Origin of the sequence: Nocardia sp. NPDC003269, from assembly GCF_042888005.1 — a bacterium.
In the GTDB taxonomy this organism is placed as follows: Bacteria; Actinomycetota; Actinomycetes; order Mycobacteriales; family Mycobacteriaceae; genus Nocardia.
The window spans coordinates 728,134-748,866 of the sequence record NZ_JBIAPA010000001.1 but is presented as its reverse complement, the minus strand read 5'-3'; the positions used below and the strand labels follow the sequence as shown (position 1 = coordinate 748,866).

The window sequence follows — 20,733 nt, the reverse complement described above, 5'->3', positions numbered from 1 at the left end:
CTACTTCTTCTCGCGCCGGGGCTCGTTCAGCACCGCGAGCCTGCTGCGGTACTCGGACTCGCTGATCTCGCCCCGGGCGAACCCGGTGCGCAGTGCCCCGATCGCGCCGCCGCGCCCGACGCACCATCGGCGCGCGAAGAACAGGACCGCGATCACGGTGATCCAGAACAGCAGCGGAAAGATCCAGAAGAACGGCCAGGGGTGCCAGCCCCCGTCGTAGTGGTCGGCCAGGAAGGTCAGCGTCGTCGCGCTGTCGACAATGTTCATGACTTCAGCCTGCTCGCGACGGCGGTCGCGGACATCGGCCGCGCGACCCGATCCCGGCTACGTCCGCGCGCGTAGGCGGGGCGGGATTTCACGGCCGCACCGCCGCCGAGCTGCCTTGGTACCGTGATTCCGTCGGAGATCCACCCGGAGGTTGTGCACGGTGACGCTGATCGAATCTGGTGCGAGCGGTCTCGACGATGTGCTCGCCGGTCTGCAATGGCGGTTCGCGGGCCGGGACGAATTCGCGCTCCCCGCCGGTGGCTGGGAGCACCTCGCCGGCGAGCCGACCGCCCTGGTGGTGACCGACGGCTTGGTCCGGGTCCACTGCCCGGCGTCCGGTGATCACGACGGCGAGGCCGAGGATCTGGCGAGCGGCGATTTCCTGTTCGTCCCCCGCCCGAACCGCCTCGCGATCACCGGCCTCACCGACAGCACCGTGCTGCGGGTGCGGCTGGACCCGGTCGGGTCGGGCGGTGCGATGGACGCGCTGCCGCGCCGGGTGCTGCTCACCGAATTCGTCCGGCACGCGCCGCTGGCCGCGACGATTCTGGAGCACCTGGTCCGGGACTGCCCCGATCCGTACGGGGTGCAGGGCGACCGGGTCGCCACATTGATCGGCTCGATGGCGGTCGAGTCCTGGCATGCGCGCGGATGCGCGCCGAAGCGGTGGTTGCTGCGGGTGCACGAGCCGGGTGTGGCGCGGGCAGTGGCCGCGATGCACGCCGAACCCGGCCGGGAGTGGACCGTCGAGGCGCTGGCCAGGGTCGCGCTGGCTTCGCGCTCCGGCTTCGCCGCGCGGTTCCAGACGGCGACCGGGCTCACCCCGGGGCGGTATCTGACGAAGCTGCGGGTCGAGCGCGCGCAGCTGTTCCTGACCGAGCACAACGTGTCGGTCGGCGCGGTGGCGCGGCGGCTGGGCTACCGGTCCGAAACCGCCTTCGGCCGGGCGTTCCGCAGGCACACGGGCCACACGCCGTCGGAATGGCGACGCGCGGCCCGCTCGGCCTCTGGCTGACCCCCGACCGCTAGCCCGCCGCGCGGGCGAGCGACACCCGCACCAGCACACCGCCGAGCACGGCGGCCAGCGCCGCGAGTCCGTACGTCGCGGCCAGGCCGATGCTGTCCACCCCGCGCCCGCCGACCGCGGAACCGAGGATGATCGCCAGCTGGAAACCGCCGACCACCAGCCCGCTGCCCGCCTCCATCCGCTCGGGCAGTACCCGCGACACCCACACCTGCACCAGGTTGAGGATGCCGCCGAACGCGCCGCCCCACACCACCACGGCGACATAGCCGAGCACCGGCACCGCACCGGAGACGATGATCGCCAGCAGCGACAGCCCGATCGCCGTCGGCACCGCGACCAGCAGGACGCCGAGCTTGCGGTCAGCCAGCGACCCGAGCACGAAATTCCCCAGCAGACCGCCCACCCCGAACAGCGCGAGCAATACCGGAATCGCCGACGGACCCGCCTGGAGCAATTCGGCGAGCGCGGGCCGGATGTAGGTGAACCCGGCGAAATGCCCGCCGATCACCGCGACCACGCTGACCAGCCCCAACGCCACTCCCGGCGCCCGCAGGGCCGGGCCCATCGCCGCGAATCCGATGCCCTTGCTCGGCGCGATCGGCGGCAGCATCACCCGCACCGCCACCGCCGCGACCACGGTCAGCGCCGCGGTCACGACGAACACGGTCCGCCACCCCGCGTAGGTGCTCAGCAGCACGCCCAGCGGCACCCCGGCCACGGTGGCGACGGTGGTCCCCGAGTTCACGATCATCATGGCCTTGCCGAGGCGATTCGCGGGCACCAGTTGCGCGGCGATCACCAGCGCCATCGACCAGTACCCACCCACCGCGACGCCGAGCAGCAGCCGCGCGACCAGCAGCAACGCGATGTTCGGCGACACCGCCACCAGCACGTTCGACGCGGCGGCCCCGATGGTCAACACCAGCAGCAGCGTGCGGCGGTCGACCCGGGGGAACAGGGAGCCCAGTCCCAGCGCGGCCAGCAGCGCGGTCAGCGCGGTCGCGCTGACGGAGAGCCCGACCACTCCTTCTGGCACTCGCAGGTCGTCGGCGAGCGCGGTCAGCACGCCCGGCGGCAGGAACTCCGCCGTCACCAGCGTGAAGCTGCCGAGGAACATGGTGAGCAGCGCGGGCCAGGCGCGGCGGCCGGTCTCCGGTGCCGCGGCGTCGATGGTCGATGTCGTCGTCATGCCCGGTGCAACAACGCTTCTCGCACCGGTTCGCGACCCGGACGCCACACGGTCCGACCCAAACGCCAGGGTTCAGGCGAAGCTTTGGACGAATCCCGATCCGTGCCGGTCGGCGAAGTCGAAGACCCGCACCAGCTGGGCGTAGTGGAAGCCGAGTTCGCGCAGGCCGTCGTCACCGTCGCGCACCCAGACGTGCGGGTACACCAGGGTCGCGTCCATGCGCTCCGGGTCGTAGTGCGCGGCCAGCTGGTCGAAGGGGAGTCCGCGCAGCAACGCGGCGGTGTGGGACACGTCCTCCGGGCTCCAGACGCTGTAGCCCTCCGCCGCGATATCCAGCGGACGGCCGGTGAAGAACAGATCGACACCGGTGCGCGCCGCTTCGAACAAATACCTCAGGCCCGCCCAGGATTTGTCCAGATAGCCGGTGGGCTCGGTATCGGGAGTCCGCACCTGCTCGACGAATCGCGCCGCCAGCTCCCTGTCCGCGACGATCCGTTCCAGATCGGCCGCGCCGACCCTGGTGAACGACATGACCGCACCCATGAATCCCCCTCTGTTCGTTACGATTTCGGCGATACCGGCCATCGGTGCCCGACAGCCTCAGGCAGTGAATGTTCGCCGCCTTGGAGTTCGCTTTCCATCGGCTTTCGGTGGCATTTCGTGGTTGGTGAATCGGCGTACGGTGGGAATTGTTCGTCGCAGAGAAACAACACGGGGGTGTTCACATGACCGATTCCAACCGCACACTGATCGCCGTACTGCTCGACCGTTCCGGGTCGATGCAGTCGATCAAAGCCGACACCGAGGGCGGGCTGGCCGCCTATTTCGAACAGCAGCGTTCGGTGCCGAAATCCATCGAGGTGACGCTGGCGCAGTTCGACACCGCCTACGAGGTGGTCTACGCGAACGTACCGCTGGACCAGGTCCCGCCGCCGAACCTGTTGCCGCGCGGCGGAACCGCGCTCTACGACGCGGTCGGCAAGCTCGTCACCGACGTCGGCGCCGAACTCGCGGCCCGCCCCGAGCCCGAGCGCCCCGGCACCGTGATCGTCGTCGTCCTCACCGACGGCCACGAGAACTCGAGCAGGGAATGGACCCACCCCGCGGTGAAGTCCCTGATCACCCAGCAGCAGGACGTCTACAACTGGACCTTCGTCTTCCTCGGCGCCAACATGGACGCCGTCGAAGTAGGCGCCCACCTGGGCTTCGACCGCGACTCCGCGATCACCTACGCCCCGGTCGCCGGCGGCGTCCGCGGCGCCTTCGACGCCCTCGCCGCCTACTCCGCCCGAGCCCAAGCCGCCCCCGCAGGCACCGCCCGCCGAGCCAGCTTCTCCGCCGCCGAACGCCGCAAGGCCGACCCTGGCACGTAGTCGGGACCGCTACTGCCAGCCGGGGCGGACCAGGCCGGATTCGTAGGCGAGGACGACGAGTTGGGTGCGGTCGCGGGCGTCGAGTTTGGTGAGGATGCGGCTGACGTGGGTGCGGGCGGTGGCGGGGCTGAGGTAGAGGCGGGCGCCGATCTCGGCGTTGGTGAGGCCTTCGGCGACGAGGATCATCACCTCGCGTTCGCGGTCGGTGAGGTCGGCGAGCGCGGCGGGTGGGGGTTGTTTGGCGTGGGTGGAGAACTCGGCGAGGAGGCGGCGGGTGACGCCGGGGGAGAGCAGGGCGTCGCCCGCGGCGACCACCCGGACCGCGCGCAGCAGGTCGGCGGGTTCGGTGTGCTTGACCAGGAACCCGGCCGCGCCGGCCCGGATCGCCTCGAAGACGTATTCGTCCAGCTCGAAGGTGGTGAGCACGACGACGCGGACCGCGGCGAGCTTGGGATCGTCGGCGATCATCCTGGTGGCGGCCAAGCCGTCGAGGATGGGCATCCGGATGTCCATCAGCACCACGTCGGGGACGAGCGCGCGGGTCATCCGGACGGCCTGTTCACCGTTCTCGGCCTCGCCGATCACCTCGATGTCGTCCTGGGCGTCGAGCAGCGCGACGAACCCGCCACGCACCAGCGCCTGATCGTCGGCGACGAGCACCCGCGTCGTCGTCTTGTCGGACGGTTCGCTCATGCCGTCTCCTTGTCGCCGGACACCGAATCCGCCACCGGCCGGGCGGGCAGCCTGGCCGCCACCCGGAACCCGCCGGACGGCCGCGGCCCCGCCGTCAGCGCGCCGCCGAGCGCGTGTGCCCGTTCGCGCATCCCGATGACCCCGTTGCCACCGGCGCCGGTGCGGACCGCGGTGCCGGTGGGCCGGGTGTTGTCGACGGTGATGTCGACGGTGTCGGGCGTGTAGCGCAGGGTGATCAGCGCGGTGGCACCGGGCGCGTGCCGCACCACGTTGGTCAGCGATTCCTGGATGATCCTGGCCGCCGCCACATCGATTACGCTGGGCAGCTTCTTGGGCGTGCCGATGATCTTGGTGTCGACGGCGAGCCCGGTCGCGCGGGTGCGTTCCAGCAGGGTGTCGAGGTCGTCGAGCGAGGGCACCGGCGCGCGGGGTGCGGGCCGGGGTGGCGGCGCGGGCGCGATCGGCGGTGGCGAATCGGCCACGGCCGCAACGGAATCGACGGGCTCGGTGAGCACCGGCGCGACCGGGGCGCCGCTGCGGATGGCGTGCAGCAGCGTGTGCACCTCGGCCAGCGCCTCCTTGGAGGTCGTCTTGATGGTGGCCAGCGCGGCCGCGGCCTGCTGCGGTTTGCGGTCGAACAGCTCCAGCGCCACCGAGGACTGCACATTGATCAGCGAAAGACTGTGCGCGAGTACGTCGTGCAGTTCTCTGGCGATGGCCAGCCGCTCCTCGCTGGCGGCCCTGGCCTGCTGCGCCTCCGCGTCGCGCTGCGCGGCCTCGGCGCGCTGCCTGCGCGCGACAACGACGGCCCGCCGCTGCCGCACCCCCTCGGCGATCGCGACCAGAATCCCCATCCAGGCCAGCAGTCCGAACAGCTGCCACGCGCCGGTCTCGCGCCCGAGCAGCGCGGGCACCGGCCACACCATGGTCAGATAGCCGACCGCGACCAAGGGGTAGGTGCGCCAGCGTGATCCGTTGACCGCCGCGCTCACGAACGCGATCACCAACGACAGGAAGATCGGCCCGTACCCGTAATCGCGCAGCACATACGCCACCGCGGCCAGCAGCGCGACCAGCAGCACCGGCTCGGGCAGCACCCGCCGGAAGCCGAGCGCGATCGGGCCCGCGAGCAGCAACAGATACGCGAACGCGTCGAGCGAACGCACGCCGGTCTGATGCGCGTTGGCACCGGAACTCCCGGCCAGCTGGATCAGCGCGACCACACCCGCCAGGCCCCAGTCCTGCAGGACCGAGCCACGCTCCCATTTCGCAGACGCTCTCACCTCCCTCACCCTATTGCGTAGGCGCGCCCTCCGCGTCGGCCTGCGCTCGTAATTCCGCCGCGAACCCCGTCATCGGGCCGGATCGGCCGGTCGGCGGGCCCGGCGAGGCGAATTCTCAGCGTCGGCGAGGCGTGGGTAGGCCGCGCGGCGTAGTGCGGGAGTCGCTCCGGGACGGATGCCCGGCGACCCCTGTGGCGCGGATTCTGATTCGCATGAACGATTCGATCGTGGTCACCGACGGGCTGACCAAACGCTATGGCGAGCACCGCGCGGTGGACGCGGTGAGCATGCGCGTCGCCGCCGGGGAGATCTACGGCTTCCTCGGCCCGAACGGCGCGGGCAAGACCACCACCCTGCGCATGCTGGCCGGCCTGATCCGGCCCAGCGCCGGCACCGCCCTGGTGCACGGCCGCGCCCCGGGCGACCCGGCGGTCCTGCGCCGCATCGGCGTCCTCATCGAGGGCCCCGGCTTCTATCCGTACCTCTCCGGCCGCGACAACCTGCGCGTGCTGGCCCGCTATCGCGGTCACCGCCCCGCCGATGTCGAACAGGCGCTGGCCCGCGTCGGCCTGACCGACCGGGCGGACGACCGCTTCCGCACCTATTCGCTCGGCATGAAGCAGCGCCTCGGTGTCGGCGCGGCCCTGCTCGGCGACCCCGACCTGCTGATCCTCGACGAGCCGACCAACGGCCTCGACCCGGCCGGGCTGGCCGAAATGCGCACGCTCATCGTCGAACTGGCCGCCGACGGGCACACCGTGCTGCTGTCGAGCCACCAGCTCGCCGAGGTGCAGGAGATCTGCCACCGGGTCGGCGTGATCTCCGGCGGCCGCCTGCTCGCCGAATCGACGGTGGCCGAATTGCGGGGCAGCGCAACGCTCGTCGTGCGGGCCGAGCCCGCCGACAGCGCGCTCACGGCGATCCGGTCCGTCGCGCCCGCCCGCGCCGGCGTCGACGGCATCAGGGTCGAGACGACGGCCGCGACCGCGCCCGAGGTGGCGCGCGCGGTGGTCGCGGCGGGCGTCGATCTGCTGGAACTGCGGGTCGACGAGAAGTCCCTGGAAGAAGTGTTCTTCGAGATGACGGCTGTGGAGGTCGCGAAATGACCGGTATGACAAGGGATCTGTGGGCGAGCATGCGCGCGGAGTCGGTGCGGCTGGGGCGCTGGCCCGCGTTCTGGATCGTCCTCGGCGTCTGGCTCCTGCTGAACCTGACCTTCGCCTACCTGTTCAACTACCTCGCCTACACCTCGGGCGAGAGCGGCGCGATGTCCGACGGGCTGCCCCGCGATGTGCTGCTCGGCCAGCTCCTGCCCGCCGCCGTCCCCGAGGTCTTCACCCAGGGCATGGCGATGTTCGGTGGCGCGTTGATGCTGGTCCTCGGTGCGCTCGCGGTGGGCAGCGGCTACGGCTGGGGTACCTGGAAAACCGTGTTCACGCAGGGTCCGAGCCGTCCGGCGGCCGTCGGCGGGCTGCTGGCGAGCCTGCTGGTCGTGGTGGTGGCGCTGGTCTGCGTGGCGTTCGCCGTCGACCTCGGCGTCGCCTCGCTGATCGCGGTGAGCGAGGGGCAGCCGCTGGTGTTGCCGTCGCTGACCCGAACCGTGCTCGGCCTCGGTTCCGGCGCGGCCATCCTCGGCATGTGGACGCTGGCGGGCGCCCTCATCGGCGCCATCGCCCGTGGGCCCGCGCTCGCCGTCGGCCTCGGGCTGATCTGGGTGCTCGTCGTGGAGAACCTGCTGCGCGGGGTGGCGGGCATCTTCGGCCCGATCGAGGCCGTCACCGACCTGCTGCCCGGCACCGCCGCGGGGTCGCTGGCGGGCGCGATGCGCACGGTCGGCGGCCCGGCCACCCCGGGTGTGCTCGACACTCTCGGCCGAGGCGAGTCGCTGGCCCTGCTCGGGGCGTACGTGCTGGTCTTCGCGGGCGGCTCGATCGGGCTGATGACGCGCCGCGATCTGACCTGACGCTCAGTGCCACCCGGCCGGGTTCGAGGCGCTCTCCCTGGAGATGCCCGAACCCGTCTCGGGGAACCCGCCGTAGAGCTTGTCGTGCAGGTGGGCGAAGAAATAGCAGAGTTCCTCGCATTCGGCGTCCGGCACCGCGGCCGTCGGATCGGCGCGCACGGCGTCGTAGTGCTCGCGGCCCATAGCGACGATGAAGCCGCGGGCGTAGAGGAAACCGTCGTCGGAGCCGTCGGTGATCTCCTGGATGTCGGCGCGGTCGATCTCGTAGAGCGCCCGCTCGACGACGCGATCCAGGGCGGTCAGCTCGGCGCTGGTGAAATCGGTGCTCACCGAGCGCAGGGCATCGATGAACCGGCCGAGCAGGTCGTAGTCGAAGTCGCCGTCGAGCAGTGCCCGGCGCGCGGCGGCCGAACCGGTGCGCTCCCAGGCGGTTTCGATCAGGTCCCAGAATCGGGCGGCTTCGGTGTCGGTCGGAAGTGTCGTCACCCGCGTGACGGTAGCGGCAGGGACCGACAGGTCAGGCGCGGCCGAGCAGCCGGTGGGCGAGCAGGGTCAGCCCGTCGACGATCTGCTCCGCCGACAGTCCGCGCTCGCGCTGCTGCAGGTAGACCTCGGCGGCCAGCGGCGCGAGGACGGTGTCGACCAGCGAATCCGGCTGGGCCACACCGGCGTCGGCCAGCAGTGCGCGCACGTGCGCCGACCAGAACCCGTACGCGCCGGTCGCGAAGCGGGCGCCGCCGGTCTCCGCCCCGAGCACCAGATGCGCGTGGGCCGAGAGCAATTCGATCATCGCCGCGTAGAACGCCGCGAGCCGCTCGGCCGGTGGCGCGCCGGGGCCCAGTGGCGGATCGCCGCGCAGGAGATGTTCCTGCAGCGCGCGCTCGTGCTCGTCGAGCAGGGCGACGGCGATGGCGGTGCGGTCGGGATAGCGGCGGTAGAGGGTGCCGCGGCCGACGCCCGCCGCCTTGGCGATGTCGTCCATGGTGACGGTGCGCGGGTCGCGGGTGGCGAAGAGTTCGGCCGCCGCCGCCAGCACCTTGGCCCGGTTGCGGGCCGCGTCGGTGCGCTCGGCGGGCTGCGGTGCGTCCAGCGCGGTGCCGGTGAGCAGGTCGGATCGAGGCTCCATGGTCTCGACTGTAGCCCAGAAACGAATATGTGGACAAGCTGTCCACTTGTGTTCTATGGTCGAGTCATCGACAAGCGGACATGATGTCCAGTTCTGGAAGGGTTCGACCATGACACACCTGCTGCACCTCGACGCCAGCGCTCGCACCCGGTCGGTCAGCCGCAGGCTCGGCGCGGAATTCGTGGATTCCTGGCGCGCCGCGGCACCGGACGGCGAGTACACCTACCGCGACCTGGCCGTCGACCCGGTGCCGTTCATCGACGAGGGCTGGACCGAACTCTGCGACGCCGTCCTCGCCGCGGGCAGCACCGACCTCGACCGGCTCCCGGAACTGGCCGCGACACCCGCCGCCAGGGCCGCCTGGGAGATCGTCGAACCGCTGCTCGCGCAGGTTCTCGCCGCCGACGTGATCCTCATCGGCACACCGATGTACAACTACTCGATTCCCGCCACCCTCAAGGCCTGGCTCGATCAGGTCACCTTCCCGCGGATGTCGCTGGGGGAGCGCAGGTTCGTGGTGGTCGGCGCGCGCGGTGGCGCCTACTCGCCTGGTGCGCCCAAGGCCGCGTTCGACTATCAGGAGCGCTATCTGCGCGACTTCTTCGCCGGGCACTACGCCGTCACCGACACCGTGTTCGTCAACGCCGAACTCGCCAACGCCGTCCAGGATCCGAACCTGGCCCACCTGCGCGACGCGCACGAGGCCTCGCTCGCCGCGGCGCTGACCGAAGTTCGCCTGCTCGCAAAGGATTACGTGAAATGAGCTGGGTAGTACTCGGCCTCGCCGGCCTCGTCGAGATCATCTGGTCGCAGACCATCAAGCCCACCGAGAATTTCACCAAACTCGGTCCCACCCTGCTCTGCGTCGCTCTCGGCTCGCTCGCGGTGTACCTGCTCTCCCGGGCCATGCACACCCTGCCCGTCGGCACCGCCTACGCGGTGTTCACCGGCATCGGCGCGCTCGGCGCGATCAGCCTCGGCGTGCTCGTCCACAAGGACCCGCTCAGCGCGGGCCGGATGCTGGCGCTGGCGCTGATCCTCGGCGGGATCGTGCTGGCCCGCGTCACCAATCCCGAGTGACGCTGTCGCACACCCGATGCGGCGAACGGCCGGTCCGAGCCGGTAAGGTCGGCTGATGGACCAGCCAGTTCGCCCCCCGGACCTGTCTGCGCGACCGCACGAGCTCACGGTCGAGCGCGTGATGAAAGCCTCGCCCAGCCTGCTCTACGCGGCCTGGACCCAGGGCCTGGACCTGTGGCTGGCCGTGCCCGGATCGGTGCTCGGGCGGCCCGGCGTCAACGAACCCCTCTACTTCGACACCGGCACGGCCGACAAGCGCAACCCGCACTACGGCCGCGTCCTGCTGCTGGAACAGGACCGCCGGGTCGAGTTCACCTGGGTCACCGCGGCCACCGACGGCGTGGAGACCGTGGTCGCGGCCGAATTCCTCAAGCAGCCCCGAGGTATCCGGCTGCGGCTGCGGCACTCCGGGTTCCCCACCGCCGCCATCCGCGACCTGCACCAGCAGGTCTGGCCGGAGATGCTGGAACGCCTGGACGAGGTCACCGGCACCGTCGCCTGAACGGCGAACCCGGGCGGGGACCGGCCGGGATCCGAGTAGGTTCGTCATCGAACGCAACACCCAACGAATCGAAAGGATTGTCATGCCGACTCGTAGCGCACGCACCCTCTGGGCAGGCGGACTGCAGGACGGTTCCGGGCAGGTCGAACTGGTCAGCTCCGGTGCTGGCAAATTCGATGTGACCTTCCCGCGCCGCGTGGCCGACACCGCCGAGGGCACCAGCCCGGAGGAGCTGATCGGCGCCGCGCATTCGTCGTGCTACTCGATGGCGCTGTCGGCCGAGATCGCCAACGCGGGCGGCACCCCGGAGAGCCTGGACGTCACCGCCGACGTGACGCTGGGCCCCGACCCGGCCGGCGGCTTCCGGATCAGCAAGATCAAGCTGACCGTGCGCGCCGTGGCCGCGGGCCTGGACGCCGAGGGCTTCTACGCCGCGGCCGTCGCCGCCAAGAACGGCTGCCCGATCAGCAAGGCGCTGGCCGGTGTCGCCGAGGTCGAACTGGACGCCGAGATCATCTGATGTCCCCGCCGCGGCTCATCGCTGGGTGAACCAGCGGTGAGCCGCGGGCGTGTACATGGCCGCGATCGCGACGACCACGGCCAGGATGTGGACGGCGCGGCACCCGGCGAGCACCGCCGACGACGGTGCCAGGCCGGCGAACAGCGCGCCGAAGTCGTCGGTGGACAGCAGCACCGCCAGCGGCTCGATGATCAGCGACAGCAACCCGACCACGCCGATCCCGACGGTGAGCAGCGCCCGCGCGACCCGGCTGCCGTTCACCATGTACATCCCCACCGCCGCGACGACCAGATAGATGGCCAGCCGGGGCAGCAACCCGGACGCGGTCGCCGCGAACTCACCCCCGCCGCGCACCGCGCGCAGCAGTCCCTCGGCGGCACCGGCCGCGAGCGCGGTCACGAGACCGCCGAACGCGACACTCACCGCGCGCGGCCGGGCGTCGGAAACGGAAACGGAAAAGGCAGTGCCGGTCATGACACCGACACTGCCTTCCACTGATACCCGCGAGGATCACCCTGCGGTAGCGACCTGCCCCGCTACCGGAGTGCTACGCCGCGAAGTGAATTCGGTGAGCGCGGCGAAGGCCAGGCCCAGTGCGACCCACAGCGTGGTGGTCTCGGCCAGCGAGGCCACCCGGAAGTTCCACAGCAGGGTCGCCGGGAAGTCGTCGGCCACCTCGTTCACGCCCGGCAGCAGCACATAGCCGACCGTGGTGACCAGGACGAACGCGAGCACGCCCGCGATCAGCCGGAGCGTGTCCAGCTGTCCGGCCAAGGCCCGGTACGCGGCGACCGAGGCCGCGACGGCGAGCAGGCCGAGCACGACGGCCGCGACCCACAGCCAGGTGCGGTTGTTGATCGTCTCCGGATCGCCCACCGCCGGTGGGTTGGCCGGGTACTTGAAGAACGGCACCGCGACGATCGCGGCCCACGCGAATCCCGCCGAGGCCAGCGACAACGCGACCCCCGACAGGGTGGTGAACCGGCGGGCGATATTGACGGCCGAGGCGAACAACGCGCCGAACGCCATGCCGGCCAGGCCGAGGGCGAGGAACTGACCCGCCTTCTGTCCGGTCCGGCTGACCAGCGGTTCTTCCTCGCCGCCGTGCGAGTGGCCCTGGGGCTCGGCCGCCTCGTGCGGATGATCCGCCGGAGCGGCGGCAGCTTCTTCGATGGCGATCGCGGCGTCCACCTGGGGCTCGCCGACGAAATAGCCCACTGTGGCGGCCAGCAGGCCGGCGATCAAGCCGGCCAGCAGGCCACGCAACAGCAGGGTTTTGAGTGATCCGGTCAGTGGCACGGAACACCCAGCAGGTGACGTCCGTCGTGCATCAGCTCGTGCAGGAACATCCCGCTACGCGAGACGGCCCCCTGATCGAAACCGACCAGGTACAGGGCGAGCAGTGCAAGCAGAACGACACCGACCGTGACGAGCACGGTTGCCAGGGTGTCCAGGCCGGCAGACCGGCTGGGTGAATGCGCGATAGCCATTCGGGTCCTCCTCAGGGATACGCGTCCCATGGTCGAAGTGTGGTGCGAAGGTGCCGGTGTCTGGCTCTCCGGCACCGGGGACCCGGTACGTGGATACAGTGGCGCGACCGCTCCGGAATCTCACCGGAATTACCGCGCACCCTCGCGTATGTTCCCTCGAACTGTGACAGTCACGAGGCGTCCACGTCAATACGCGCATCCGCATGTCCAGCGGAAACGCCGTCGTCAGGCCTTCGCGGGGACGTCGAGGACGACCTCGAACTCGAGCAGCGACGCACCGGTCGAGACCGGCTTCGGGCGCTCGCCCTCGCCACCGTTCCCGGCGTGCGCGGCACGGGCCGGACCGTCGCGCCACGCGGCGAAGGATTCCTCCGAATCCCATTGCGTCACCACGAAATACCGGTTGTCGCCGGCCACCGGGCGCAGCAGCTGGAAGCCGAGGAAACCGGGGGAGTTCTCCACCGCGTGCGCGCGGGCGGCGAACCGCTTCTCCAGCTCCGGGCCGGCACCTTCAGGGATCTCGATCGCATTGATCTTCACAACAGCCATGAGCCGACAATACGACCGCGCGGGAAACATCCCGGTCTGGGGCACAATCGGCAGGGTGTTGTACGACGAAGGCGGGACCGGCGTCCCGATCCTGCTGTTGCACGGGCTGATGGGCAGCGCGCGCACCTGGACCGATCAGCTGCCGTGGCTGCGCGAATACGGCCACCTCTACACCGTCGACGCCGCCGGGCACGGTCGCGTGCCGCCCGCCGAGCTCACCACCGAGGCGTTCGTCGCCGATCTCGCCGAGCTCACCGCCGCGATCACCGAGCCGATGGTGATCGTCGGGCACTCGATGGGCGCGATCCACGGCTGGGTCTTCGCCGCCACCCATCCCGAGCGGGTCCGCGCCCTCGTCGTGGAGGACATCGCCCCCGACTTCACCGGCCGCACCGCCGCGCACTGGGCCGAGCTCATCGGATCCTGGCCGCAGCCGTTCGCCGACGACCAGGCGGTGCTCGACTACTTCGGGCCCGTCGCGGGCACGTATTTCCTGCGCGCCTTCACCGCCGGCCCCGACGGCTACCGGCTGCACGGTGAGGTCGACACCTTCCGTGCCATCTCCGAGGAGTGGGGGACCAGGGACTTCTGGTCCGAATGGAAGTCGCTGGAGCTCCCCGTGCTGCTCATCGAGGGCGAGCACACCATCACCCCGCCGGGGCAGATGCGCACGATGGCCGAAGTGCACCCCGACGCGGAGTACACGCTCGTCGCCGGGGCCGCGCACCTGGTGCACGACGAGCAGCCCGAGGTCTATCGCGACCACGTCGGCCGGTTCCTGCGGCGCGTACTGGGCTGACCGGCCCGACGGTCCTGCTCGGCCGGGCGAGGGCACGCAGCCCGGTGACTAGCCCGCCGCCCCGCCTTCTCCGGCCAGCGCGAACAGGCCGTCCTCGGTCTGTTCGATCAGGCCGTCGACCAGGAGCGAGTCCAACGCCCGCGCTCGCTGGCCGGGATCGCGGGTCCAGGCCAGGTCGAGGCGGACCCGCTCGACCGGACCGGACGCGTCGCGCAGGACATCGAGCAGCCTGCCGCGCGCCTGCCGATCGGTGCCCTCGTACTTCTGCACCTTGCGGACCACCTCGGCGGCGGGCTTACCCGCGTCGACCCACGCGCACGCGGGCAACGGGCACCGCGCGCAGTCGGGATTGCGGGCGGTGCAGATCAGCGCGCCCAGTTCCATCAGCGCCGCCGAGAACTTCGCGGCGCGCGGTACCGAGATCGGGAGCAGAGCAGCGGTTTCGGCGAGGTCGCGCGAGGACGGATTGCCCGGCTCGCGTCCGTGCACCGCCCGCGCGACGACCCGGCGGACATTGGTGTCGACCACCGGGACGCGCCGGCCGTAGGCGAAACAGGCCACCGCGCGGGCGGTGTAGTCACCGATGCCGGGCAGGCTCAGCAGCACGTCGACATCGGTCGGCACCACGTCGCCGTGCTCGGTGGCCAGCACCCGCGCGCACTCGTGCAGCCGCAGCGCCCGGCGCGGATAGCCGAGCTTGCCCCAGGCCCGCAGCACCTCGGCCTGCGAGGACGCGGCCATCGCCGAGGGCACCGGCCACCGCGCCACCCATTCCCGCCAGATCGGCTCGACCCGCACCACGGGGGTCTGCTGCAACATGATCTCGCTCATCAGGATGTGCCACGCGGTCGCTTCCGGCCTGCGCCACGGCAGGTCACGTGCCGTCTCGGTGAACCAATCCAGCAGTACTTCCGCGTCGATACTCACTGTTCCCGTTCCGCCTCAGCCAGGCCATCTTTGCCGACGCGTAACGCGGCGGACTCGCTGGTAACCACAGGTCTGTGCACAATGGTCGGTATGCCTGGTTCCAATCCGATAAGCGCCTGGAAGTCGCTGCGCGAAGGCAATGAGCGCTTCGTCAACGGCACCCTGCTGCATCCTAGCCAGGGCGCCGCCGACCGAGCCAAGCTCGTCAGCGGCCAGCATCCGCACGCGATCCTGTTCGGCTGCGGTGACTCCCGGGTGGCCGCGGAACTGATCTTCGATCAGGGCCTCGGCGACATGTTCGTCGTGCGGACCGCGGGTCACGTGGTGGACAGCTCGGTGCTCGGCTCGATCGAGTACGGCGTCGAGGTGCTCAACGTGCCGCTGATCGTCGTCCTCGGGCACGACAGCTGCGGCGCGGTGAAGGCCACCATCGACGCGCTCGACGGCGGCGAGGTCCCCGGCGGATTCATCCGCAGCGTGGTCGAGCGCGTGACGCCGTCGATCCTGGTCGGCCGTCGCGAGGGCCTCAGCTCGATCGACGAGTTCGAGGCGCGCCACGTCGTGGAGACCAGCAGGCTGCTGATGCAGCGGTCGATGATCATCTCCCAGCGCGTCGCCACCGGTCAGTGCGCGATCGCGAGCGTCACCTACAAACTCGAGGACGGGCGCGTGCACCTGCGGCGCGTCGTCGGGAACATCGGCGAGGTGGTCTGAACCGGGCGATCGTCCCGGTTCGACCCCCGACACGCCGAGGTCATCGAGCGCGGGTCCGCGCGGTGCGCTTACCGTTGAGGCGTGCTGGAACCGAATGGACCGCTGCCACCGGAGATCTACTGGCGTCGCCGCGCACTCGCCATCGGCGTCATCGTCGTCGCGCTCGCGATCGTGATCTGGCTCGTCACCATGGTGGCGCGTGGTGGTGACTCGTCCGGCGACAATGCCGCGGCCACGTCGACCACCGCTCCGGCGAGCAGTGCGGCCTCGACCAGCAGTGCCGCGGAGTCGAGCAGCGCGCCCGCGAGCAGCGCCTCCGCCACCTCGAGCGCCGCGGCGAGCAGCACACCGACGGATCAGCCCGCGGCGCAGCCGTGCAGTGATCAGTCGCTGGCGTTGAAGGTGACCGTCGGCCAGCCGACGTACCGGGTGGGCGATCAGCCCGGATTCGGCACCGTCATCACCAATATCTCCTCGGCGCCGTGTTCGCGCGATCTCGGTCCCGGCCCGCAGTTCCTGGTCTACACGCTCGACGGGCAGCGTCGGCTGTGGGCGAGCAACGACTGCAACCCGGATGGACCGCCGGAAGTGAAGACGCTCAAGGCCGGTGAGCAGCTGTCCTACAAGGGCAGCTGGTTCGGGACCACCTCGCAGCCGAACTGCGCCGGTGATCGGCTACAGGTGCCCGCCGGGGCCTACATGGTGGTGGCCCAGCTCGGCGCTGTGCGCAGCGCCGCCGAGCCGTTCAACCTCGCGACCTAGCCGCGGACGCCCGCGCGCACCCGGCATTGTGCGGGTGCGCTATAAGTCACATGTTCAACTCGGGTGGATTTGCAGGCTTCGCATGATCGGTGACTATGTCAATGGTCGTTGCCACGGGAATGGCCGATATCGGCGATATCCCGGGTTTGCCGGAGTTATTCCACGGGGACCGGCTCCCTGGCTGCGCGTGATTTGCGGAGTTCGGCCAATCGCAGCGCCGAGCGCAGATCGCCGACCTCGTGGATACGCATCGAACCGATCTTGGTTTTCTCCGATCCCGGTGGTACCAGCGCGGTGGTGAAGCCGAGTCGCTCGGCCTCGGCCAGGCGCCGCGACAGCCCGGTGACCTTGCGGACCTCGCCCGCCAGCCCGACCTCGCCCAGGATCACCCAGCCCGCGGGAAGCGCGATATCGGCCTCGGCGGAGGCGATGGCCAGCGCGATGGCCAGGTCGGCCGTCGGCTCGTTCAGGCGCATGCCGCCGACGGTGGCGGCGTACACGTCGTGCTTGCCCAGGAACACCCGCCCACGGCTCTGCAGGACGGCCAGCACCATGGCGACGCGGTTGTAGTCCAGGCCGCTCACCGCGCGCCGTGGCTGCGGGATCTCGGTCTTCACGGTCAGCCCCTGCACCTCCGCCACCAGCGGGCGCTTGCCGTCCATCGCGACGGTCACCGCGGTACCGGGGACGGTGTCGGTGCGGTGGTGCAGGAACAGGCCCGACGGGTCGTCGACGCAGGCGATGCCGTCTTCGTGCAGTTCGAAGCAGCCCACCTCGTCGGCGCTGCCGAAACGGTTCTTGATGCCGCGGATCATGCGCAGCGTCGAGTTCTTGTCGCCCTCGAATTGCAGCACCACGTCGACCAGATGCTCGAGGGTGCGCGGACCGGCGACATTGCCGTCCTTGGTGACGTGGCCGACCAGCAGCACCGCGATCCCGCTGGCCTTCGCCAGCGAGGTCAGCGCCGCGGTCACCGCGCGCACCTGGGTGACGCCGCCGATCACGCCGTCCACCTCGGGCGCGAGCATGGTCTGCACCGAGTCGACCACCAGCAGTGTCGGCCGCACCTGTTCCACGTGCCCGAGCACGATCGACAGGTCCGATTCGGCGGCCAGGTACACCCGGTCGTGCACCGCGCCGGTGCGGTCGGCCCGCAGCCGCACCTGCCCGGCCGACTCCTCCGCGGTCACGTACAGCGAGGTCTCGCTGCGCTGGGCGGCCCAGCGGTGCGCGACCTCGAGCAGCAGGGTCGACTTGCCGACGCCGGGCTCACCCGAGAGCAGCACCACTGATCCGGGCACCACGCCGCCGCCGAGCACCCGGTCCAGCTCGCTCACCCCGGTCGAGCGGGCCTGGGTGATCTTGGCGTCGATCTGCGACAGCGGCGCCGCAGCCGTGCTCGGCAGCATCGCGCGCCTGCCCGGCGCCGCGGCGGCCGCGGACACGGCCACCTCGTTCACCGTGCCCCAGGCGCCGCAATCCGGGCACTTACCCACCCATTTGGACACCTCGTGCGAGCACGCGGTGCACCGGAAGACAGCTTTGGTCTTGGCCACACGCGCACCCTACGGACCGGCTCCGACAAAAGAAAAGCCGCCGCGGACACGCCGCGACGGCTCTCTGTTCGGCCTGGTCTCAGTGACCGGCGCCCTCGGGGGCCGGGCCGGACTTCTCGTTCTCGACGCGGTCGACCTCGGCGGCGTCGACCGGGACCGACACCTGCACGGTGCCCGCGTCCTTGAAGTTGAAGGTGACGTTGTAGGTCAGGCCGGGGTAGATCTGCTTGCTCAGGCCGGTGATCTCGATCGAGCCGGGCTTGGCCTCGGGATCGATCGAGGGCACGTCGTGACCGGCCGCGGACGTGGTGGGCGCCGCGGAGGTGGTCGGGGCCGCGGTGGTGGTCGGCGCGGCCGTGGTGGTCGGCGTGGCGCCGTGGTGGTCGTCGGACTCGGCGGCGGCGACCTTCACCGGGCCCGCGACGACGGTCTGCTGCGGCTTCAGCACGAACTTGGGGTCGCCCGCCGGGCCGGTGAGCTTGACGGTGCCGAGGTCGGTGGTGACGCTGGTCAGCTCGTCGGTGACGGTCTCGCTGCCGTTGATGATCGACAGCGCGATCACCGCCTTGCCGCCCTTGTCGTGCTCCGCCGGGGACGCCGGGTAGATGATATGCACGTTGCGCAGCGAGATCGGGCCCACGTTCGCGTGGTTGCCGTTGATCGCGGCGGCCTGCGACGAGGTCTGCGTGTGCTGGCCGGCACTGCAGCCGCTCAGGGCGATACCCGCGGCGGCGGCGAGCGCGGCAACCGTCGCCATGCGACGTCGCGCCGACGGGGCGGTCACAGCTTTCAGGGCAGTCACGGTTTGTCCTCCATGTCGACCGGGCTCACTCCGTCCACACAGCGGATCGGAGGGTAGTAACTAGGCAGCGTAGTAGTTCGCTTCGCGCGCGTGGCGTCCGGGCTCGCGACGCGCGGGCGCGGAAGTAACAGTTCGGTGTCTCGGACGGGGTTGCCGGATCGGTGCCGGGGGAGTGGGGCGCGGATACGGCTCGCTGTGCTGGTGGTTAACCCGTTCTGGCGCAACACAATGCACACCAATTCCGCGTTGTCAACCCCTACGATGGCCTCGTTGTGGCCCTGACCTGCACAGTTGATCGCGCCGTTATCGAGTCGCATGTTAAACTGTGAACATCGAAAGGGGCACGGGACACATGATTTTTAAGGTCGGAGACACCGTCGTTTACCCCCACCACGGAGCGGCGCTGATCGAAGCAATCGAGACCCGCACCATCAAGGGTGTGCAGAAAGAGTATCTGGTCCTGAAGGTCGCGCAAGGCGACCTGACCGTTCGGGTTCCCGCGGAGAACGCCGAATATGTCGGCGTCCGTGACGTCGTCGGCCAGGAGGGTCTCGACCGCGTCTTCCAGGTGCTGCGCGCGCCACACACGGAGGAGCCGACCAACTGGTCCCGCCGTTACAAGGCCAACCTCGAGAAGCTCGCCTCCGGCGATGTGAACAAGGTGGCCGAGGTCGTGCGCGACCTGTGGCGTCGCGAGCAGGATCGCGGCCTGTCCGCCGGTGAGAAGCGGATGCTGGCCAAGGCTCGCCAGATCCTCGTCGGTGAGCTCGCGCTCGCCGAGGGCACCGACGACGGCAAGGCCGAATCGCTGCTCGACGAGGTCCTCGCCGCGGCTTCCTAGAGTGCGACCTGTCGTAGCACTGGTCCCTGCCGCCGGTCGTGGCGTGCGCCTGGGTGAATCCACCCCGAAGGCGTTCGTCCCGGTCGGCGGCACACCTATGGTCCGGCTGGCCGTCGACGGGCTGATCGCGTCCGGTGCGGTGCACCGGGTCGTCGTGGTCGTGCCCGCCGAGCTGGTCGATGCCGCGTCCGCTCTGCTGTCAACCTCCTCGCTGACCGGCGGTTCGATGCCCCCTGTGCCGGTGCAGGTCGTCGTTGGCGGCGCCGAGCGCACCGATTCGGTGCGCGCCGGGATCGCGGCCGCGCCCGACGCCGCGTTCTACCTCGTGCACGACGCCGCTCGCGCGCTCACTCCACCGGAGCTGATCGCGCGGGTGGCCGCCGAGCTGCACGCGGGCAGTCCCGCCGTCGTGCCCGCCCTACCGGTCGTCGACACCGTGAAATCGGTCGACGACGCCGGCGTCGTCACCGGCACCCCCGATCGCGCCCACCTGCGCGCCATCCAGACCCCCCAGGGCTTCGCCGCCGACCTGCTGCGCGAGGCGTACGCCACCGAGGTCGGCGCGACCGACGACGCGGGCCTGGTCGAACGCCTCGGCGTCGCCGTGCGCACCGTCGCGGGCGACCCGCTCGCCTTCAAGATCACCACCCCGCTCGACCTGCGCCTGGCCGACGCCCTGCGCGCCGATCAGGCCACCGTCGAAGCACCACGTGCCGCGCAGGCGGTCGCGCGATGAGAGTCGGCATCGGCAGCGATGTGCACCCCATCGAGCCAGGTCGTCCCTGCTGGATGGCCGGTCTGCTGTTCCCCGACGCCGACGGCTGCGCCGGGCACTCCGACGGTGACGTCGCCGCGCACGCGCTCTGCGACGCGCTGCTCTCGGCCGCAGGCCTCGGCGATGTCGGCGCCGCCTTCGGCGTCGGCCGTCCCGAATGGGCCGGGGTCACCGGCGCCGCCATGCTCACCGAGGTCCGCAGGCTGCTGGCCGAGGAGGGCTTCGAGGTCGTCAACGCCGCGGTGCAGGTCATCGGCAATCGCCCGAAGATCGGGCCGCGCCGCGTCGAAGCCCAGAAAGTGCTGGGCGAACTGCTCGACGCGCCGGTCTCCGTTTCCGGCACCACCACGGACGGTCTCGGGCTGACCGGCCGCGGCGAAGGCATCGCGGCCATCGCCACCTGTCTGATCGCGGCGTGTTCGTAGCCCGCACGGGCCCCGAAAATTTCCTGCCGCACCACGCTTTCTCGCCGCTTCGTTCCGCCGTCGTACAACC

General features: G+C 70.5%; 28 protein-coding genes. 14 read left to right on the top strand and 14 right to left on the bottom strand.

Annotated features, from left to right (window positions below):
- Positions 1-267 (bottom strand): hypothetical protein, encoded by a 267-nt coding sequence (locus tag ACFYWJ_RS03420; protein WP_355270696.1) that lies wholly within the window; start codon positions 265-267, stop codon positions 1-3.
- A 160-nt stretch (positions 268-427) separates the two neighbouring features.
- On the opposite strand from ACFYWJ_RS03420, the gene ACFYWJ_RS03415 reads away from it, so the two are divergent.
- Positions 428-1,282, top strand: a complete 855-nt coding sequence (locus tag ACFYWJ_RS03415) for an AraC family transcriptional regulator (protein WP_355270698.1) — start codon at positions 428-430, stop codon at positions 1,280-1,282.
- A gap of 10 nt (positions 1,283-1,292) precedes the next feature.
- Here the strand turns inward: ACFYWJ_RS03415 and ACFYWJ_RS03410 are convergent, their stop codons facing one another.
- Both ACFYWJ_RS03410 and ACFYWJ_RS03405 read right to left on the bottom strand, forming a co-directional pair.
- Positions 1,293-2,483 carry an MFS transporter gene (locus tag ACFYWJ_RS03410; protein WP_355270700.1) on the bottom strand — a complete coding sequence of 397 codons (1,191 nt, stop codon included), beginning with the start codon at positions 2,481-2,483 and terminating at the stop codon, positions 1,293-1,295.
- A 72-nt stretch (positions 2,484-2,555) separates the two neighbouring features.
- Complete coding sequence (locus ACFYWJ_RS03405; protein ID WP_355270701.1) at positions 2,556-3,026, bottom strand: DUF1877 family protein; 471 nt, start codon at positions 3,024-3,026, stop codon at positions 2,556-2,558.
- 182 nt (positions 3,027-3,208) lie between these two features.
- Between ACFYWJ_RS03405 and ACFYWJ_RS03400 the strand changes: the two genes are divergently transcribed.
- Positions 3,209-3,856, top strand: coding sequence for a VWA domain-containing protein (locus tag ACFYWJ_RS03400; protein WP_355270702.1), 648 nt, complete (start codon positions 3,209-3,211; stop codon positions 3,854-3,856).
- 9 nt (positions 3,857-3,865) lie between these two features.
- Here the strand turns inward: ACFYWJ_RS03400 and ACFYWJ_RS03395 are convergent, their stop codons facing one another.
- A complete protein-coding gene (locus tag ACFYWJ_RS03395) occupies positions 3,866-4,549 on the bottom strand; it encodes a response regulator transcription factor (protein WP_355270703.1) in 684 nt (227 codons plus the stop codon).
- Positions 4,546-5,832, bottom strand: coding sequence for a histidine kinase (locus tag ACFYWJ_RS03390; protein ID WP_355270704.1), 1,287 nt, complete (start codon positions 5,830-5,832; stop codon positions 4,546-4,548). Before ACFYWJ_RS03390 ends, ACFYWJ_RS03395 begins: the two co-directional genes overlap by 4 nt.
- Positions 5,833-6,044: 212 nt before the next feature.
- Here ACFYWJ_RS03390 and ACFYWJ_RS03385 point away from each other — a divergent pair, with 212 nt between their 5' ends.
- A complete protein-coding gene (locus ACFYWJ_RS03385; protein WP_355270706.1) occupies positions 6,045-6,938 on the top strand; it encodes an ABC transporter ATP-binding protein in 894 nt (297 codons plus the stop codon).
- A 5-nt stretch (positions 6,939-6,943) separates the two neighbouring features.
- Positions 6,944-7,795: an ABC transporter permease gene (locus ACFYWJ_RS03380; protein ID WP_355270708.1), complete on the top strand. Its 852-nt coding sequence runs from the start codon at positions 6,944-6,946 to the stop codon at positions 7,793-7,795.
- Positions 7,796-7,798: 3 nt separating this feature from the next.
- Here ACFYWJ_RS03380 and ACFYWJ_RS03375 read toward each other — a convergent pair whose 3' ends face one another.
- Complete coding sequence (locus ACFYWJ_RS03375) at positions 7,799-8,281, bottom strand: DUF4240 domain-containing protein (protein WP_355270710.1); 483 nt, start codon at positions 8,279-8,281, stop codon at positions 7,799-7,801.
- 31 nt (positions 8,282-8,312) lie between these two features.
- Positions 8,313-8,921, bottom strand: a complete 609-nt coding sequence (locus ACFYWJ_RS03370; protein WP_355270712.1) for a helix-turn-helix domain-containing protein — start codon at positions 8,919-8,921, stop codon at positions 8,313-8,315.
- Between the two features lie 109 nt (positions 8,922-9,030).
- On the opposite strand from ACFYWJ_RS03370, the gene ACFYWJ_RS03365 reads away from it, so the two are divergent.
- The 4 genes from ACFYWJ_RS03365 (at position 9,031) to ACFYWJ_RS03350 (ending at position 11,023) form a co-directional block, all read left to right on the top strand.
- Positions 9,031-9,684, top strand: a complete 654-nt coding sequence (locus tag ACFYWJ_RS03365; RefSeq protein WP_355270714.1) for an NAD(P)H-dependent oxidoreductase — start codon at positions 9,031-9,033, stop codon at positions 9,682-9,684.
- Positions 9,681-10,001, top strand: coding sequence for a multidrug efflux SMR transporter (locus ACFYWJ_RS03360; RefSeq protein ID WP_355270715.1), 321 nt, complete (start codon positions 9,681-9,683; stop codon positions 9,999-10,001). The genes ACFYWJ_RS03365 and ACFYWJ_RS03360 overlap by 4 nt, the downstream gene beginning before the upstream one ends.
- A 55-nt stretch (positions 10,002-10,056) precedes the next feature.
- Entirely contained in the window at positions 10,057-10,503 is a 447-nt protein-coding gene (locus tag ACFYWJ_RS03355) for an SRPBCC domain-containing protein (protein WP_355270717.1), read from the top strand.
- Positions 10,504-10,585: 82 nt separating this feature from the next.
- On the top strand, positions 10,586-11,023 hold the full coding sequence (locus ACFYWJ_RS03350) for an OsmC family peroxiredoxin (RefSeq protein WP_355270719.1): 438 nt from the start codon (positions 10,586-10,588) through the stop codon (positions 11,021-11,023).
- Between the two features lie 15 nt (positions 11,024-11,038).
- Here ACFYWJ_RS03350 and ACFYWJ_RS03345 read toward each other — a convergent pair whose 3' ends face one another.
- From ACFYWJ_RS03345 to ACFYWJ_RS03330, 4 genes are all read right to left on the bottom strand, one after another.
- Positions 11,039-11,497 (bottom strand): hypothetical protein, encoded by a 459-nt coding sequence (locus ACFYWJ_RS03345; protein ID WP_355270721.1) that lies wholly within the window; start codon positions 11,495-11,497, stop codon positions 11,039-11,041.
- Between the two features lie 36 nt (positions 11,498-11,533).
- Positions 11,534-12,322 carry a CbtA family protein gene (locus tag ACFYWJ_RS03340; protein ID WP_355270723.1) on the bottom strand — a complete coding sequence of 263 codons (789 nt, stop codon included), beginning with the start codon at positions 12,320-12,322 and terminating at the stop codon, positions 11,534-11,536.
- The gene (locus ACFYWJ_RS03335; RefSeq protein ID WP_355270724.1) at positions 12,313-12,513 is read right to left on the bottom strand and encodes a CbtB-domain containing protein; all 201 of its coding nucleotides are present in this window, start codon (positions 12,511-12,513) and stop codon (positions 12,313-12,315) included. Before ACFYWJ_RS03335 ends, ACFYWJ_RS03340 begins: the two co-directional genes overlap by 10 nt.
- Positions 12,514-12,738: 225 nt before the next feature.
- Complete coding sequence (locus ACFYWJ_RS03330; RefSeq protein WP_355270725.1) at positions 12,739-13,062, bottom strand: antibiotic biosynthesis monooxygenase; 324 nt, start codon at positions 13,060-13,062, stop codon at positions 12,739-12,741.
- Between the two features lie 55 nt (positions 13,063-13,117).
- Here ACFYWJ_RS03330 and ACFYWJ_RS03325 point away from each other — a divergent pair, with 55 nt between their 5' ends.
- Positions 13,118-13,861 (top strand): alpha/beta hydrolase, encoded by a 744-nt coding sequence (locus ACFYWJ_RS03325; RefSeq protein ID WP_355270726.1) that lies wholly within the window; start codon positions 13,118-13,120, stop codon positions 13,859-13,861.
- Between the two features lie 48 nt (positions 13,862-13,909).
- Here ACFYWJ_RS03325 and ACFYWJ_RS03320 read toward each other — a convergent pair whose 3' ends face one another.
- Positions 13,910-14,788: an A/G-specific adenine glycosylase gene (locus ACFYWJ_RS03320; RefSeq protein ID WP_355270728.1), complete on the bottom strand. Its 879-nt coding sequence runs from the start codon at positions 14,786-14,788 to the stop codon at positions 13,910-13,912.
- Positions 14,789-14,878: 90 nt separating this feature from the next.
- Between ACFYWJ_RS03320 and ACFYWJ_RS03315 the strand changes: the two genes are divergently transcribed.
- Both ACFYWJ_RS03315 and ACFYWJ_RS03310 read left to right on the top strand, forming a co-directional pair.
- Complete coding sequence (locus tag ACFYWJ_RS03315; RefSeq protein ID WP_355270729.1) at positions 14,879-15,502, top strand: carbonic anhydrase; 624 nt, start codon at positions 14,879-14,881, stop codon at positions 15,500-15,502.
- A gap of 81 nt (positions 15,503-15,583) precedes the next feature.
- Positions 15,584-16,264: a hypothetical protein gene (locus ACFYWJ_RS03310; protein ID WP_355270731.1), complete on the top strand. Its 681-nt coding sequence runs from the start codon at positions 15,584-15,586 to the stop codon at positions 16,262-16,264.
- A gap of 155 nt (positions 16,265-16,419) precedes the next feature.
- On the opposite strand, the gene radA is transcribed toward ACFYWJ_RS03310, so the two are convergent.
- On the bottom strand, positions 16,420-17,820 hold the full coding sequence (gene radA, locus ACFYWJ_RS03305) for a DNA repair protein RadA (RefSeq protein WP_355270733.1): 1,401 nt from the start codon (positions 17,818-17,820) through the stop codon (positions 16,420-16,422).
- Between the two features lie 79 nt (positions 17,821-17,899).
- Positions 17,900-18,622 carry a hypothetical protein gene (locus ACFYWJ_RS03300; protein WP_355270735.1) on the bottom strand — a complete coding sequence of 241 codons (723 nt, stop codon included), beginning with the start codon at positions 18,620-18,622 and terminating at the stop codon, positions 17,900-17,902.
- Between the two features lie 352 nt (positions 18,623-18,974).
- Between ACFYWJ_RS03300 and carD the strand changes: the two genes are divergently transcribed.
- Genes carD through ispF form a run of 3 tightly spaced genes read left to right on the top strand, consistent with a single transcriptional unit; the run spans position 18,975 to position 20,663 of the window.
- A complete protein-coding gene (gene carD / locus ACFYWJ_RS03295; RefSeq protein ID WP_019044685.1) occupies positions 18,975-19,463 on the top strand; it encodes an RNA polymerase-binding transcription factor CarD in 489 nt (162 codons plus the stop codon).
- A 1-nt stretch (position 19,464) separates the two neighbouring features.
- Positions 19,465-20,199 carry a 2-C-methyl-D-erythritol 4-phosphate cytidylyltransferase gene (gene ispD / locus ACFYWJ_RS03290; protein WP_355270736.1) on the top strand — a complete coding sequence of 245 codons (735 nt, stop codon included), beginning with the start codon at positions 19,465-19,467 and terminating at the stop codon, positions 20,197-20,199.
- Positions 20,196-20,663, top strand: a complete 468-nt coding sequence (gene ispF, locus ACFYWJ_RS03285) for a 2-C-methyl-D-erythritol 2,4-cyclodiphosphate synthase (protein WP_355270738.1) — start codon at positions 20,196-20,198, stop codon at positions 20,661-20,663. The genes ispD and ispF overlap by 4 nt, the downstream gene beginning before the upstream one ends.
- Positions 20,664-20,733 lie beyond the last annotated feature (70 nt).

Coding starts and splice junctions, on each gene's coding strand:
- ACFYWJ_RS03420 (WP_355270696.1), bottom strand. CDS start 267: ATGAACATTGTCGACAGCGCGACGACGCTGACCTTCCTGGCCGACCAC.
- ACFYWJ_RS03410 (WP_355270700.1), bottom strand. CDS start 2,483: ATGACGACGACATCGACCATCGACGCCGCGGCACCGGAGACCGGCCGC.
- ACFYWJ_RS03405 (WP_355270701.1), bottom strand. CDS start 3,026: ATGGGTGCGGTCATGTCGTTCACCAGGGTCGGCGCGGCCGATCTGGAA.
- ACFYWJ_RS03400 (WP_355270702.1), top strand. CDS start 3,209: ATGACCGATTCCAACCGCACACTGATCGCCGTACTGCTCGACCGTTCC.
- ACFYWJ_RS03395 (WP_355270703.1), bottom strand. CDS start 4,549: ATGAGCGAACCGTCCGACAAGACGACGACGCGGGTGCTCGTCGCCGAC.
- ACFYWJ_RS03385 (WP_355270706.1), top strand. CDS start 6,045: ATGAACGATTCGATCGTGGTCACCGACGGGCTGACCAAACGCTATGGC.
- ACFYWJ_RS03380 (WP_355270708.1), top strand. CDS start 6,944: ATGACAAGGGATCTGTGGGCGAGCATGCGCGCGGAGTCGGTGCGGCTG.
- ACFYWJ_RS03370 (WP_355270712.1), bottom strand. CDS start 8,921: ATGGAGCCTCGATCCGACCTGCTCACCGGCACCGCGCTGGACGCACCG.
- ACFYWJ_RS03365 (WP_355270714.1), top strand. CDS start 9,031: ATGACACACCTGCTGCACCTCGACGCCAGCGCTCGCACCCGGTCGGTC.
- ACFYWJ_RS03360 (WP_355270715.1), top strand. CDS start 9,681: ATGAGCTGGGTAGTACTCGGCCTCGCCGGCCTCGTCGAGATCATCTGG.
- ACFYWJ_RS03355 (WP_355270717.1), top strand. CDS start 10,057: ATGGACCAGCCAGTTCGCCCCCCGGACCTGTCTGCGCGACCGCACGAG.
- ACFYWJ_RS03350 (WP_355270719.1), top strand. CDS start 10,586: ATGCCGACTCGTAGCGCACGCACCCTCTGGGCAGGCGGACTGCAGGAC.
- ACFYWJ_RS03345 (WP_355270721.1), bottom strand. CDS start 11,497: ATGACCGGCACTGCCTTTTCCGTTTCCGTTTCCGACGCCCGGCCGCGC.
- ACFYWJ_RS03335 (WP_355270724.1), bottom strand. CDS start 12,513: ATGGCTATCGCGCATTCACCCAGCCGGTCTGCCGGCCTGGACACCCTG.
- ACFYWJ_RS03330 (WP_355270725.1), bottom strand. CDS start 13,062: ATGGCTGTTGTGAAGATCAATGCGATCGAGATCCCTGAAGGTGCCGGC.
- ACFYWJ_RS03315 (WP_355270729.1), top strand. CDS start 14,879: ATGCCTGGTTCCAATCCGATAAGCGCCTGGAAGTCGCTGCGCGAAGGC.
- carD (WP_019044685.1), top strand. CDS start 18,975: ATGATTTTTAAGGTCGGAGACACCGTCGTTTACCCCCACCACGGAGCG.
- ispF (WP_355270738.1), top strand. CDS start 20,196: ATGAGAGTCGGCATCGGCAGCGATGTGCACCCCATCGAGCCAGGTCGT.